General features: G+C 72.8%; 13 protein-coding genes. 7 read left to right on the forward strand and 6 right to left on the reverse strand.

What is annotated here, in order from left to right; genetic code table 11:
• Positions 1-35: 35 nt before the first annotated feature.
• Positions 36-1334 (forward strand): c-type cytochrome, encoded by a 1299-nt coding sequence (locus H3H34_RS00910; protein WP_194743392.1) that lies wholly within the window; start codon positions 36-38, stop codon positions 1332-1334.
• On the opposite strand, the gene H3H34_RS00915 is transcribed toward H3H34_RS00910, so the two are convergent.
• From H3H34_RS00915 to H3H34_RS00925, 3 genes are read right to left on the reverse strand one after another with little or no spacing between them, the layout of a single operon-like run.
• Positions 1331-1690, reverse strand: coding sequence for a hypothetical protein (locus H3H34_RS00915; protein WP_194743393.1), 360 nt, complete (start codon positions 1688-1690; stop codon positions 1331-1333). The genes H3H34_RS00910 and H3H34_RS00915 overlap by 4 nt on opposite strands.
• Positions 1687-2826: a class I SAM-dependent methyltransferase gene (locus H3H34_RS00920; RefSeq protein WP_194743394.1), complete on the reverse strand. Its 1140-nt coding sequence runs from the start codon at positions 2824-2826 to the stop codon at positions 1687-1689. Before H3H34_RS00920 ends, H3H34_RS00915 begins: the two co-directional genes overlap by 4 nt.
• A complete protein-coding gene (locus tag H3H34_RS00925; RefSeq protein ID WP_194743395.1) occupies positions 2823-4202 on the reverse strand; it encodes an FAD-dependent oxidoreductase in 1380 nt (459 codons plus the stop codon). Before H3H34_RS00925 ends, H3H34_RS00920 begins: the two co-directional genes overlap by 4 nt.
• 118 nt (positions 4203-4320) lie before the next feature.
• Between H3H34_RS00925 and H3H34_RS00930 the strand changes: the two genes are divergently transcribed.
• Complete coding sequence (locus H3H34_RS00930) at positions 4321-5550, forward strand: MFS transporter (protein ID WP_194743396.1); 1230 nt, start codon at positions 4321-4323, stop codon at positions 5548-5550.
• 10 nt (positions 5551-5560) lie between these two features.
• Entirely contained in the window at positions 5561-6709 is a 1149-nt protein-coding gene (locus H3H34_RS00935; protein WP_194743397.1) for an FAD-dependent monooxygenase, read from the forward strand.
• Positions 6710-6713: 4 nt separating this feature from the next.
• On the opposite strand, the gene H3H34_RS00940 is transcribed toward H3H34_RS00935, so the two are convergent.
• On the reverse strand, positions 6714-7760 hold the full coding sequence (locus H3H34_RS00940; protein ID WP_194743398.1) for a DUF1838 family protein: 1047 nt from the start codon (positions 7758-7760) through the stop codon (positions 6714-6716).
• Positions 7761-7849: 89 nt separating this feature from the next.
• On the opposite strand from H3H34_RS00940, the gene H3H34_RS00945 reads away from it, so the two are divergent.
• The 4 genes from H3H34_RS00945 to H3H34_RS00960 all read left to right on the forward strand — a co-directional run bounded on the left by H3H34_RS00945 (position 7850) and on the right by H3H34_RS00960 (position 12747).
• On the forward strand, positions 7850-8710 hold the full coding sequence (locus H3H34_RS00945; RefSeq protein WP_194743399.1) for an IclR family transcriptional regulator domain-containing protein: 861 nt from the start codon (positions 7850-7852) through the stop codon (positions 8708-8710).
• A gap of 109 nt (positions 8711-8819) precedes the next feature.
• Positions 8820-11276: a TonB-dependent receptor gene (locus tag H3H34_RS00950; protein WP_194743400.1), complete on the forward strand. Its 2457-nt coding sequence runs from the start codon at positions 8820-8822 to the stop codon at positions 11274-11276.
• Positions 11276-11866, forward strand: coding sequence for a PAP/fibrillin family protein (locus tag H3H34_RS00955; protein WP_194743401.1), 591 nt, complete (start codon positions 11276-11278; stop codon positions 11864-11866). The genes H3H34_RS00950 and H3H34_RS00955 overlap by 1 nt, the downstream gene beginning before the upstream one ends.
• Entirely contained in the window at positions 11863-12747 is an 885-nt protein-coding gene (locus H3H34_RS00960) for an alpha/beta hydrolase family protein (RefSeq protein ID WP_194743402.1), read from the forward strand. The genes H3H34_RS00955 and H3H34_RS00960 overlap by 4 nt, the downstream gene beginning before the upstream one ends.
• Here the strand turns inward: H3H34_RS00960 and H3H34_RS00965 are convergent.
• Together H3H34_RS00965 and H3H34_RS00970 are read right to left on the reverse strand one after the other, a co-directional pair.
• Complete coding sequence (locus tag H3H34_RS00965; protein WP_194743403.1) at positions 12744-13595, reverse strand: phytanoyl-CoA dioxygenase family protein; 852 nt, start codon at positions 13593-13595, stop codon at positions 12744-12746. The two genes, H3H34_RS00960 and H3H34_RS00965, sit on opposite strands and share 4 nt — an antisense overlap.
• Complete coding sequence (locus H3H34_RS00970; RefSeq protein WP_194743404.1) at positions 13595-14143, reverse strand: hypothetical protein; 549 nt, start codon at positions 14141-14143, stop codon at positions 13595-13597. The genes H3H34_RS00965 and H3H34_RS00970 overlap by 1 nt, the downstream gene beginning before the upstream one ends.
• Between the last annotated feature and the right edge of the window lie 29 nt (positions 14144-14172).

Raw genomic sequence — 14172 nt, forward strand, 5'->3', positions numbered from 1 at the left:
CACCCGCGCGCCGCCGCCTCGCCTAGCCGCAGCCCATGGCCTCGCCCCCGCCCGGCTATTCGCGCCTCGGGATCGTCTCGGGCTGGACGCTGCCGTTCCTCTACGTCGCCCACTCGGCCGTCACCATCATGCTGGCGCGGACCGACCGGCTGCTGCCGCTCAGGGAGGAGCTGCGCGGCGTGCACTACCTCGTGGGCGGCCTCATCCTGGTGGCCGTGGTGCTGCGGCTGTGGGCCTGGACCAGGGAGCGCCCGGCGCCGCCTCCGGGCCTTCCCGCTTCCGCCTTCGCCTGGGGCCGCGCGCTCGCGCTGGCGACGCTCCTCCTCCTGCTTGCCGCGCCGCTCCTCGGCCTCGTCTACGCCTGGGCGGATGGGCTTCCCGTCCGCTTCGGGCCGCTTGCGCTGCCGCAGCTCCTCGAGCGGGACCGCGCGCTCTGGCAGGCTGCGGGCTACTTCCACTCCGGCCTCGGCTTCATGCTGGTCGTGCTCAACCTCGCGACGGTCCTGAGCGCCGGTCTCCTGCTGCTGCGCTTCGGCCACGGCCTGGTCTCGGCCTTCCCGCCCGGGCACGGGCTCTTCGCCTTTCTCGGCCTTTCCTCCACCGTCTACGCCTTTGCCACCTTCCGGTCGCCCGAGCCGGGGCCGGTCGCGGTCGGCGTCTTCTGGGCACTGGCCGCCGGAGTGGCCGCGCTCGCTTGGTGGCTGGGACGCCGCCGGGCGCCGCGTGCGGTCAGCCGCCGCGTCTCGCCCGCCGCGCGGGTGGCGGCCGGCCTTGGCGCGGCCGCGCTCCTCCTGTTCGGCGCTGCCGGACCGTGGCTCCTGTTCCGCGTCTCTCCCTTTTCCGGCCCGGCCGACGTTGCCGTCGTCGACGGGGTGGACTGGCACGTCACGCCGGCCGTGGCCGAGCTTTCGATCCGCCCGCCCGACGCCTTCGAACGGCAGGTCGAGGCCGAGACGTTCAAATGGTGCCGCTTCTGCCACAACCTCCAGCCCGGCGGCGACCAGCACAAGGTGGGCCCCAACCTCTACAACATCGTGGGCCAGCGGGCCGGCACGGTGCCGGGCTTCGCCTATTCGGAGGCGATGCGCCGGGCGCGCGAGGCGGGGCTCGTGTGGACCGAGGAGGCCCTTGCCGCCTACATCGCCGACCCGCAGCGGAACATGCCGGGCACGACGATGATCGTCTCGTCGGGCCCCATCCCCGACCCGAAGGTGCAGGCGGCCATCATCAACATCCTGAAGCGCGAGACCGCGCCGCGGGGCGGGCACGGGCGCCAGGCGGACCCGAGCGCCGCGCCGGCCGGGGAGGAGCGGCCGGCAGGCGAGGCGCGCTAGACCTCGCCCTCCTCGATCCGGCGGATGGTCTCCCAGTAGCGCGCCCGGTCCTCGCCGGCGGCAAGCTCGTCGAGCTCCTCGGTCAGCGCCGCGAGCACCCGCTCGAGCAGTGCCTCGCGCCGCGCCTCGCGCCGCGCGGTCTCCGCCGCGTCCGGCCGGTGGGCGTCGATGGCCCCGGGGTCGAGCCCGGCGAGCGCCTCGACGGTTGCCAGCCGGTCGGCAAGCACCGAGACCTCGCCCGCGAGCGTCAGCACCATGCGGATCAGCCGGTCGATCGCGGGGTCGGCGTGGAAGCCCGGCCGCCCGCCCCTCACGTGGCGCTGAAGCGGCGGCAGCGGCGCATCGGCCCCGCTCATGGCGCAACCGCCAGGAGCGCGAGGAAGCCGCGGCTCTTCGCGCGCGGGTCGTCGGGCGCATTGTTCTGGCTCTGGCGCACGACGTCGGCCGAAAGCGTGGCGAGCTCCACCTCGGTGAACCCCGCGTCGCGCGCAAGGGCCTCGAGGTCGGCGCGGCGGTAGCGGCGCCAGAAGGGCTCGTTGTTGTAGTGAGTCTCGTTCTCCTGGAGGAAGGTGGCCCAGGGGTCGTCGTCCTCGAAGCGCGGCTGGTCGACGTGGAGCATCACTCCGCCGGGTGCCAGCAGCCGACGGCTTTCGGCGAGGATGCGCGGCAGGCCGCGGCTCGAGGTCTCGTGCAGCACGATCGAGGAGGTGACGAGGTCGAAGTGCCCGTCGGGGTAGGGCGTGGCCTCGGCGTTCGCCTGGCGGAAGTGGACGGGAACGCCAAGGCTCTCGGCGCGGAGGTGGGCGTAGCGGAGCAGGGCCGCCCCGACGTCGATGCCGTGGAGCTCCGCATCCGGCCAGACCTCCGCCCACGGCAGGGTGGCGTGGCCCACGCCGCAGCCCATGTCGAGGATCCGGCCGGGGCGAAAGTGCGGCAGGCGCGTGGCGAGGAAGCGCGCGGCAAGCCGGCCGACTGCGTCGTTCGCCGGGCCCATGAGCCCCGACATGTAGACATGGACGCCGCGGTCGTAGATCCGGCCAGCGCCAAGGTCGTCCGGCCCGCGGTCCTGCAGGTAGCCGCCGGGCATGCAGTGGATGTCGATGGCATCGACATAGGCGGGCGCTTCGACCTCGGGGTCGAGCACGAGGCTGCCCCCGGCCGGCGGCGGGGGGGAGGGGGGCGGCGCCGCCTCGGCAGCAGCCACGAGGCCCTGCCAGATGAGCTCCTGGCTTGCGCGGCGGGCGGAGAGGTAGAAGCGGTACCAGGGGTCCGCGTCCATGGCCGCGCGGATGTCGTCGGGCGACTGCGGGGCGCGGCCCTTCTCCGCGGTGAAGCGGGCGGCCGCGCGCCGGTCGTAGACGATGCGGGTGCCGGGCATGAGCCGCGAGGTCACGAGGTTGCGCAGCGTGAAGGCGAAGGCCGAGCGGGCGCGCGCGTCATGATCCAGCGGGAGGAGCGCGGCATGCTCCGTCATGGGAACGAGCGACTTCATCGGGCAGCCTCCGTTGCGCATGCGGCCGCAGCCAGCCCCGCGATCCGGCCGAGGCCGGTGGCGGCAAGCAGGCCGTTGCCCGCAATGTAGCCGTCGGCGCCGGGGCCGGAAATGCCGCGCGCCGCCCCGCCGCCTGCGAACAGGTTGGGGAAGGGCGTGCCGTCGGCGCGGAGCACCCGGGCAGAGGTGTCGACCGCGAGCCCGCCCTGGGTGTGGAAGAGCGCGCCCGTCACGCGGGCGGCGAAGTAGGGCGGCGTCAGCGGCGGCCGGCTGGCGAAGGTGCGGCCGAAGGGGCAGGGGGTGCCGGTGCGCGTGCGCTCTGCCACGTCGGCGAGCGTCGCAGCGAGCGCGGCCGCGGGCAGGCCGAGCCGCTCTGCCAGCGCCTCGACGCTGTCCGCAGTCACGATCGCGCCGGCGCGGTGGGCGTCGCGGTGGTCGTCGAACTGGGCCATCACCTGCTCGATCCGCGCGTCCCAGATCGAGAAGGCCACCCCGCCGGGCTGAGCGTTCACGCGCGCCGCCTGCTCGGAATAGCCGCGCGATTCGTCGGCAAAGCGGACCCCGGCGCGGTTCACCTGGATGCCGCCCTCGGTGATGGTGGGCCACAGGATGGGCACGCCATGGCCGGCGGCAAGCCCGGCGTGGCCCTGGTAGCTGCCCATGTCGGCAAGGCGCGCGCCCAGCCGCTCCGCCCAGCCGATCCAGTCCCCCCGGTTGCCGGGGTGGCCGTGCATGGTGGCGCCCGCCATCTCCGGGATGTGCCGGGCGATTGCGGCAGGGCTGCCGGCAAAGCCGCCGCAGGCGAGCACCAGCGCGCCGCAGCGCACCTCCTCGAGGCTGCCGTCGGGCCGCTCGACGGCCGCGGCCTCCACCCGGCCGTCTGCGTCAGCCAGCGGCTCGGCGAGGCGCGCGCGCGAAAGGACGGTGACGTCGGCAGCCTCGGCTGCCGCGGCGAGGGCTGCCATCAGCTCCTCGCCGGTGCGGTTCGGCGTTCCCATCATCCGCATCACCGAATGGCCGGGGTAGAGGAAGCCGGTAACGAGCGAGAGCGGCACGCCGCGGGCGCGGAGGAAGGCCACGGTTTCAGCCGAGCCTTCGGCGAGCGCGCGCACGATCGCGGCATCCGTCCGTCCCCCTGACTTGGCGAGGATGTCGCCGGCAAGCTGCTCCGGGCTGTCGACGATCCCGGCGGCCGCCTGGTCGGGCGTTCCGGCGGCCGGGATGAGCCCGGTCGACATGGCGGTGGTGCCGCGAAGCGTCGGGTCCCGCTCGACGAGCAGGACCGAGGCTCCGGCGGAGGCAGCCGCGAGCGCGGCGACAAGCCCGCAGGCGCCGCCGCCCGCGACCACCACGTCGAAATCGGGACCGGAAGCCATGGCCTCCAAAGGCAGGAGCGGCGCCGCCTCAGTCGGCGGCGACCGAACAACTCTTCGCCAGGCGGACAGTCGTGCTCCGTCCGTCGCATGGGCGCGCCGCATCGCGGCCGATGGCCGGATGGAGCGGCAGGCAACGGGCGCATGGGCGGAAGTCCGCCGGGGCTGGCAGGTGGTCCTCGCCGGCCTCGTCGGGGTGATGTTCGGGATTTCCGCGCTGCCCTTCTACACGCTCGGCGTGTTCGTCCGGCCGCTCGAGGAAGCCTTCGGCTGGTCGCGCGAGGCGATCCAGTGGGGCTTCACGGTGCAGATGCTGGGCATGCTGTGCGTCGCCTGGGCGCTGGGGCTCCTGACCGACCGCTGGGGCGCGCGGCGGGTTGCGCTCCTGTCGCAGGCGGGGCTCGGGCTCGGCTTCCTCGGGATCGCTGCGGTCGGCTCGCTCCCGCAGTGGTATGCGGCGTGGTTCGTCCTTGCGCTGCTTGGGGCCGGCACCTCCCCCATCGCCTGGACGCGGGGGGTTGCCGGCTGGTTCGATTCGGCGCGCGGCACGGCGCTTGGCGTCATGCTGGCAGGCACGGGGCTCACCGCGGTGATCGCACCGCCGCTCGTCACCGGCATCGTCGCCGCGCACGGGTGGCGGGCGGGCTACCTTGCGCTTGCCGGCGGAGTCATCCTGCTTGCGATGCCGCTGACGGCGCTGCTCTTCCGCGACCCGCCGGGCGCAGGCGGGGCGGCGGGGCGGGCGCTTCCGGGCATGAGCCGGCGCGAGGCCTTCGCCGACCGCGGCTTCTGGATCATGCTTCTCGTCTTTTTCCTCGTCACCTTCGCCGTCTCGGGGCTCATCCCGACCCTGGTACCGCTCCTCATGGACCGGGGCTTCGCCGCCGCCGATGCCGCGCTCTACGCAAGCCTTGCAGGTGCTGCCGTGATTGCCGGGCGGATCGTCGCGGGCGTGCTCCTCGACCGCTTCTGGGCCCCTGCGGTTGCCGCCGTCTTCCTGCTGCTCCCGGCCGCCTCCTGCCTCCTGCTCGCGTCCGGGGCGCTCTCGAGCCCGCCGCTCATCGCCCTTGCCGTGGTGCTCGTCGGCCTTGCGGCCGGCGCCGAGTTCGACATCGTCGCCTACATGGTCACGCGCTACTTCGGCCTTGCCAACTACGGGCTCATCTATTCGCAGCTCATGATGGGCATGCTGGTCGGCGGGGGCTTCGGGCCGCCGGTGTTCGGCCGGGTGTTCGACCAGACCGGAAGCTACACGCCCATCCTGCTTGCTGCTGCGGCGATCTTCGCCACCGTCCCCTGGCTCCTGTTCGCCATGGGCCGCTACCCCAGCTTCGCGCCCGCGCGCGCCTGAGGCCCGGGCGGTGCGGGTCGCGATCATCGGCGGCGGCATCGGCGGGCTCACCGCCGCGCTCGCGCTCGCCGCCCATGGGCTCGAGCCGCTGGTCCTCGAGCAGGCGCCGGCGCTCGGCGAGGTGGGGGCAGGCATCACCATCAGCCCCAATGCGGGCCGCGTGCTCGACTGGCTCGGCCTCGGCGACGCTGTCAGGGCAGCGGGCGTGCTGCCCGGCACCCAGCACATCCGCGACCTTGCGACCGGCCGGACGCTGCGCACGCTCGCGCGCGATTCCGACCTCGAGGCGCGTCACGGCGCGCCCTACCGGCACCTCCACCGCGCCGACCTCGTCGCCATTCTGGCCGACGCGCTTGGGGCGCGCGCGCCCGGCGCGATCCGCACCGGCAGCCGCGTGACGGCGGTGACCGCCGACGGCGAGGTCCGGCTCGAAGGAGGCACGCGGCTTTCGGCCGACGCGGTGGTCGGGGCCGATGGCGTCCGCTCGGTGGTGCGGCAGGGCCTCTTCGCGTCCGCGCCGCCGCAGTTCACCGGCCAGGTCGCGTGGCGCGGGCTGGTGCCGACGGCGGCGCTCGCCGGCGCCGCGGCGGCCGACCCGCCGGGCATCCACGTCGGCCCCGGCCGGCTCGTGCTTCGCTACCCGGTGCGCGGCGGCACGCTCACCAACTACGCCATCTTCGTCGAGACCGACGCGTGGACGGAGGAAAGCTGGTCGACGCCCTCCACGCGCGAGGAGCTTCTCGCCCACCTGCCCGATGCCTGCGAGGGCGTGCGCGGGCTCGTCGAGGCGACGCCGGAGCCGTGGCTGTTCAAGTGGGCGCTGTTCGCCCGCGAGCCGCTCGCCACCTGGGTTGCCGGCCGGGTGACGCTCCTCGGGGATGCCGCGCATGCCATGCTCCCCTTCATGGGGCAGGGGGCAGCGACCGCGATCGAGGATGCGATGGTGCTCGCGCGGGCGCTGGCGGACTTCCCGCTCGCCGAGGCACTCGCCCGCTACGAAGCGGCGCGCCGGGAGCGGACGGCCATGGTCCAGCTCCAGTCCCGCCTGCTCGGCCTGCGCTTCCAGGGCCGTGACCCGGAGTCCCTCGGCCGTGGACCCCTGCGCAACGAGGAGGAGCTCGGCCTCTTCGTCTATGACGCCGTGACCGTTCCGCTCTGAGCCGTCAGGCGCCGGCCTTCGCCTGCGCGGCGCGGAACCAGGCGGGAAGCTCCGGCTCGGGCGCCCGCGGCACCGGCTGGCCGGCAGGCACGGCTGCGGGCTGGCGGGTGCGCGCATACCATTCGAGGCTCGAGAGCGAGGGCTCTTCCCACTTCTCCGGGGCCTCGAGGAACTTCGGCTGGTGCTTCTCGATCCACGCCACCGTCCGGCGGTCGATCTGGGAGAGATCGTCCACGGCGCCCATGAAGGTGTGGTACTGGCAGTGGCCGGGGGTGGGGCCCATCAGCATCCACGGCAGCCACGGCGTGGTCCGCGACCAGCTCCCGTCGTAGGTCACGCTCGTCTTCCTCGGGTTCTGCATGTCGGCCCAGGAGATCTGGTAGAGGAACATCTCCGTCACCTGGGCGAAGGGGTGCGCGCTCTCGCGGGGCCACTTCGCCGGCTGCAGCGCCGAGGGGTAGAAGAGGTTGATGTGGCTCATCATGTTGAGCCGGTTGCCGCGGCGGGTCCAGTCGAGCTGGAGGGGCTGCGGCTTGGGCGCCTCGCGGTTGAGCCCGCCGTAGCTTGGCGGCGCCGGGCGATACTCGGTGATGGTGTGGTTGAACGGGTCGTTCATGATGTGGACGACCTCGACCTCCTCGTCGAGCCAGGGGTTGCGCCAGGTCTCGAGCACCTCGCCCGTCCCGAGGTCGGTATAGAGGCCGATCTCGCGCAGCACCTTGCGGTACCCCACCCCATCCTCGTGCGGCAGGAGCCGGGCGCAGGAGAGCATGGTGAAGCCGACGAGGTCGCGCACCGCCTCGCCGGGGCGCACGCCCTGCACGATCCCCTGCGCCCAGCCATATTTGGTGCTCTTCATGTCGGTGTTGCCGAGCAGCCGCGCCCAGGCCTCCATGTTGCCGCGCGGCGTCGTGAGGTCGACCGCCCGGCCGCGCAGCGCGGCAGGTGAGCGGTCGGGCGCCTGCGCCCGGGCCGCGGCCCCCGCCATGCCGACGCCTGCGAGCACGGCCGAGGCCATGAGGAGTTCGCGCCGCTCGATCATCCAGTCCATCCTTTCCCTTGGCACCCCCCGCGCTCTCACGAAAGCCTTTGACAGGAGGCCTCGGCGTCTGGAAGTCTCCGCAGGGCGGAGAACGGGTGATGCTTGAGAGGCCGGAGGAAGGCGCGGGGACGGGAGCGGAGGACAGGGAGGCGGGCGCCGCCCGCTCGGAGGCGGTGCGGGCGCTGTCCCGTGGGCTGGCGGTTCTCCAGGTGATCAACCGCGGCGGGTCGGTTTCGATGATGCAGATCAGCCGCGGCGCACGCATTCCCTACCCGACGGCGGTGCGGATCGTGCAGACGCTCATCGAGGAGGGCATGGTGGAGCGCGAGCCGGCGCGCAAGCGTTACCGGCCCACGCCCCTCGTGCTGACCCTCTCGCAGGGCTACAGCGCGGAAGCCGAGCTGGTGCGCGCGGCCCGCCCGCTCATCGTCGAGCTCACCCGCCGCTTCCTCTGGCCCATCTCCATCTCGACGCGCGTGGGCAGCTACATGATGGTGCGCGACAGCACCCACCAGCTGACCACGCTGACCCTCCACAACTACGCGCCGGGCTTCACCCTGCCCATCGTCGAGTGCGCCTCGGGCAAGGCGTATCTCGCCTTCTGCGACGAGGAGGAGCGGCAGATGATCCTCTCGGGACTGTTCGCCTCCGACGGCCCGGCCGAGCGCATGGGCCGGCTGCTCCTGGCCGACCCGTCGCTTCTGAGACGCATCCGCGCCGACGGCTACGCCACCCAGGCGCGCAACAGCTACACCGCCAACCCAGGCAAGACGTCGTCGATCGCGGTGCCCCTGTTCCGCGAGGGGCGGGTGGTGGGGGCGCTCGCCCTCATCTTCTTCGCCTCAGCCATGAAGATGCGCGAGGCGGAGGCGCGATTCGCCGATGCGCTGAAGGAGACCGCGGCGCGGATTGGCGCGGCCCTTGCGGCACTGCCCGGTCCTTCTCCGCAGGGCGGATAATCTCGTCACGGGCGCCCGCCTCCGGCATGGCACGCGGCACGGGTCGCGATCGCGAGCACGGGATCTCGGCCCGAAGAAGGCCTGAACTGCAGGACAAGGGGACAGAGAGATGAAGCTTCGGGCGATCCTTCTGGGATGCGTTGCGGCTGCGGCGTTTCCGGCCGCGGCCCAGGACACCGCCACGGTGGTGCGCGAAGAGGGTGACATCCTGGTGACGGCCCGCCGGGCCGAGGAGCGGCTGCAGGACGTGCCCATCGCCATTTCCGTCGTGACTGGCGAGGAGATCCGCCGGCAGGGCATGTTCTCGCTGCGCGACGTGGCCTCGATCGTGCCCGGCTACTCCTTCGAGACGCTGCAGCCGCTCGTGCCGCAGACGGTCATCCGCGGCCAGACCAACCTCCGGGTCGACAGCCCGGTCACTAACGTCGCCTACTTCGTCGACGGCGTCTACCTCCAGCGCCCGTTCCTGGTCGACCAGCGGCTGCTCGAGATCTCCCGCTTCGAGGTCATCAAGGGGCCCCAGTCCGCGCTCTATGGCCGCAACGCCTTTGCCGGCGCGGTCGCCATCTCGACCCAGGCGCCGGACCTCTCGGCCCCGACCGGCCGCGTCTCCGGCACCGTCGGCAACCATGATCGCTTCGAGGGCAGGGGCTTCGTCTCGGTGCCGATCGTGCGCGACCGGCTTGCCGTCTCGGTCGCGGGCGCCTGGTCCACCTTCGACGGCACCTGGCCCAACGCTCACCCGCTCGCCGACGCGGAAGGAGCCAACACCCGGGGGCGGATCGGCGGCTACCGCAACTGGATGATCCAGGGCCGCGTGACCGCCCAGGCCACCGAGACGCTGCGGATCGAGGGCAGCTACATCCGCACCGAGCGGGATGAGGAAACGGTGCCCTCCTACACCGTTGGCACCCAGACCATCCTCTACCCCTTCAACACGCTGAACGCGAGCCCGCGCCCCGGCCTCACGCCACCTTTCACCGTCCAGAACCGCCTGTGGGTGGGGGCGTTCCCGTCTACCCCCGTGGTGGCCCCGCAGGACAGCGCCCGTCCCGCCGGGGTCGTGATCGACCCGCGCGCCTTCGGCCTGCGCGGGCCCACCGAATTTGCGACCGCGCGCCTCGAGTGGTCGCCCGATGGCCCCATCGGTGTCGAGTATCTCTTCGGCTACGCCCGCGGCGAGGTGCTCGGCCGGGGCTCGCCCAGCCCCAACCCGCTGCTTCCGGTGACCGTGCCCTTCCCGCCGTTCACCATTGGCACGATCTTCGACGAATCGGGCACGGACTCCTTCTTCCGCGGGACCGCCCACGATCTGCGCTTCCTGTTCCGCGGCAACGAGCGGTGGAACGGCTTCGTCGGCGTGCACCATTCGCGCACCAAGGACATCGCCTCGAACGCCACGTCGAACGCACCCACCAACTCGCTCGTCGAACCGAACCCGGCCACGTACCTGTTCCCGATCGGGCCGGGGCTCCCCTTCCCCAACGCGCTCTTCCAGCGCACCGGCTACCTCGAGCGGCGGGAGAGCATCTTCGCCCTCTACTACTTCGCCGAGGTGCGGCCCATCGAACGGTTCGCGCTCACGCTCGAGGGGCGGCTTTCGATCGAGGACCAGGAGGCGACCGACTTCCTCACCCGCGAGCCGACCAACCCGGCGGTCCAGGCCTTCTCGCCGCCGCGCTTCTCGCAGTCGATCACCTACTTCGCGCCCCGCTTCACCGGCACCTACCGCCTGACGGACGACAACAATATCTACGCCTCGGTCGCGCGCGGGGTGAAGGCCGGCGGTATCAACGGCAACGTGCCCTTCGTGCCCCAGCGCACCTACGGCAACGAGACGAACTGGACCTACGAGATCGGCTCGAAGAACCGCTTCGGGAACCTCACGGCCAACGTGGCCGCCTTCTACACCGACTGGAACGCGCTCCAGACAAGCGTGGTGCGCCTCCAGGCCGACGGCACCGCGCCCTCCTTCTTCGCGATCGTGCCGTCCACCATCGGCAACATCGACGGTGGCGCGAAGGTGTGGGGCTTCGAGGCCGAGCTTCTCTGGCAGGCCACCGAGTCGCTCCGCTTCTACGGCAATGCCGCCTACAACAATTCCACCTACAAGGACGGCACCACCTCGCAGCGGTTCGGCGCCTCGGGCAACTGCGACGGCACCGTCTGCCGCACCATTCCCGGCACGCCGACCGCCGTGCTGCCCATCGGCGGCAACTGGCTCGAGCGCGTGCCGCGGATCGACGCGGTGGCCGGCGGCCGCTACGACTTCCGCCTCGGCGACCGCGCCGACCTCTTCGTCTCGCTCGAGGGCACGTTCAAGGGTCGGCAGTACATGGACGAGGCCAATCTCGCCTTCGTGCCGTCGCGCGTGCTCATGAACGGCTCGCTCGGCGCCGACATCGGCGGTCTCGAGCTCACCCTCTGGGCGCGCAACCTCCTCGACAAGGAGTATGTGTCGACCGCCCTCTTCCTCATCGGCACCAACGGCGCGCTCTCCGCCTCCTACGTGCCAACCTTCGGCGAGCGGCGGACCTTCGGCCTCACCGCCGGCTTCAGCTTCTGATGGCGGACCGTGAGGCACTGAAGGCGGAGCTCTCGGCGCTCGGCGCCGCGACCGAGGCGGGCTTCGCCGAGGGCGGGCGCGACGTCGAGCGCATTGCCGAGCTTGCCGCCGCGCTCGAGGCCTTGAACCCCACGCCCGAGCCGGCGCGGGCGGCGGCCCTGCTGCGCGGGCGCTGGGAGCTCCTCTGGTCCTCCTTCGGGCTCCAGCGCGAGGCAACGCTCGCCCGCCTCAGCTTCAACCTGCTGCCGAAGGAGCCCATCCGGGTGGAGCGGCTGTTCCAGGATGTCGACCCCGATTCGGGCCTCTACGACAACGGCGTCACCTATCGCGACGCGGCTGGCCGCGAGGGCCTGTGCGTTACCCTCGGCCGGTTCGCGCCCGCCGACGGCACGCGGCTCGATGTCGCCTTCACCCACGTCCAGGCAAGCGGCCATGGGCGGGCGGTGATCGACAACGCGAAGATCCCGCCGCTCTGGTCCGACGTCGTCTACCTCGACGACGACTTCCGCCTGAACCGCGGCAGCTTCGGCAGCCTCTACGTGCTGCGCCTCGCCGAGCGCGCGCCGGCCGGCTGGGCGCGCGACGCGTGAGGCTCGCCCGCCGCCGCCTGCTCGCCGGGCTGGCAGCGGCGCTGGCTGCGGGAAGTGCGGCCGCGCGGCCGCGGCGCCTGCCGCCTGCCGGGCCGATGCCACGGCCCCTGCCCGACCCGACGGTTGCGGAGGTCACGGAGGCGGGCGTGCCGCTTCGCCTGTGGCTGCCGGCCAGCCTTCACGAGCGTTCCCGCGCAGTCGCCTTCTCCCACGGGGCGAATGCCAACGCGCGGAAATATGACGAGCTTTCGGTGCGCCTTGCCGCCGAGGGCCATGCGGTGGCGGCCGTGCTCCACCGCGACAGCCCGGACCACCCGTCGGGCACCGCACCCGCGCGCGAGGAGGGCTGGCGGCTGCGGCTCGCCGAGATGCGCGCGGCACTCGCCCATCTCGAGCGGCGTGTCCCCGGCCGGCCGATGGTCGCCGCCGGCCACAGCTACGGCGCGCTCGTCGCCCAGGCGCTTGGCGGCGCGCGCACCGAGTGGGCGGACGATGGCGGGCCGGTGCCCGACCCGCGCGTGGCGCGAATCCTCGCCTTCTCGCCGCCCGGGCCGCTTCCGGGGTTCGTGACGGCCGGCGGCTTCGCGCGCATCGCCCGACCCATGCTGGTGGTAACCGGCACGGCCGACGTGCTGCCCGTGATCGCCCCCACCTGGGAGGCACACCGGGCGAGCTTCGAGGCCGCGACCGTCTCGCCGCGCTGGCTCTGGGTGGGCGACGGCGTGGACCATTATTTCGGCAACCGGATCGGGCGGCCCGAGCGCGCCGACGATGCCGACCAGGCCGCGCTCTTCGAGGCGGCGGTCGAGACGGCGCTCGCCTTTCTCGAGGAGCGCGCGCCGCCGCCCCAGCCCTCGGGCGCGACGCTGACCATGGCCTAGGCGGGCGCCCGCCAGAGCACCGGGAAGAGATCGTCGGGCGGCGGCGCGCCGTGGCGCATCGCCGGGTGGTCGGAGAGGCCGGCCACCGTCACCGAGAGCGCGTCGGGCGCCCAGATCACGTCCGAGCCGAGCCAGCGGGTGGTGAAGGCAATCCGCCGGTCGCGCCGGCCGGGCGCCTGGGCAAGGCTTGCGTGGATGGTGCGCGGGTGGATGAGGAGGGCATCGCCCGCGCGCGCCGGCCAGACGCGGATGTCGGCATCAGGCGCCGCGACACGCGCCAGAAGCTCCGCCCAGGGCCGGTAGCCCGGCAGCGTCACGTCCTGCCGGGAGAGCGGGGAATGGTAGCGGAACGGGTCCCGGTTGGAGCCGGCCAGCGTGACGAGCGGCGCATTGCCCTCGTCCACGTCGGTCAGCGCCACCCAGAGGCTCGGCTGCTGCTCGCCGGTGAAGGGGAAGGTGCAGACGTCATTGTGCCAGGGGGTGGCGGTCGCGGCGTCGCTCGCCTCCTTGATGAAGGTGGCATCCATCCAGAAGCGCACGGAACGCGCCCCGGTGAGCTGCCCGACCAGCGCGGCTGCCGGGCTTTCGACGAGCCAGTCGAGGAAGGCGCGGTCGGCGGCCATGCAGTTGCGGAGCTGGATTCCGCCCTCGCCCGTCAGGTGGATCGAGGGCGGGTTGCGCGGGCCGACGCTGCCGACGGCTGGCGGCACCTCGCCGCGGGCGAGCAGCGCGCGGCAGCGCTCGACGGCGCCGAGCAGCCGCTCGACCCACTCAGGCGAGAAGGCGCCTTCGACCAGGGTGCATCCCTCCTCGGCATATTGCGCGACGTGACGTGGCTCGACCGGCATCAGGCGCCTTTGCGGAACGGGTTGGGGTGGGCGAGCGCGGCGAAGTCCGCATCTTGGGGGTGCGCGTCCCAGCGCAGCGTGTTCGGGATGTTCGAATAGTGCACGCCGACGTTGATGACCCAGAGGACGAGGAGCGCCCAGAGCGTCCAGAGGGTGAGGGCAGGGCCGTCGAGCCACATGAGCCCGAGCGCCACCTGGAACAGCCGCCACGGCAGGAAGAGGCAGGGCACGATCACCCAGACCGGCGAGCGCCAGCGCTTCCAGGCGAAGATCTCGAACGCCAGCTGGGCGACGAAGGTGGCGAGATACCAGCCGAGCACCGTGCGCGTGCCCGCCGAGCCGCCGGCAAAGCCGTCGATCCCGAGCGCGGCCAGCGGCAGCACCATCCCGACAAGCCAGATCACGACGAGCCACGCCTTGAACAGCGGCCCCACGGGGCGAGGGCCCGGAAAGCGCGGCCCCGGCCGGGTGCGCCACTGCGCCCAGGCGAGGATGGCGGCCGCCACGGCAAGGAAGACGAGGTTCAGGAGGGCGAATCGCTCCAGCATTGCCTCCCGCTAGCCCGGCCCGGCGCTGC

It is taken from the genome of Thermaurantiacus tibetensis (assembly GCF_015354055.1).
Classification (GTDB): domain Bacteria; phylum Pseudomonadota; class Alphaproteobacteria; order Sphingomonadales; family Sphingomonadaceae; genus Thermaurantiacus; species Thermaurantiacus tibetensis.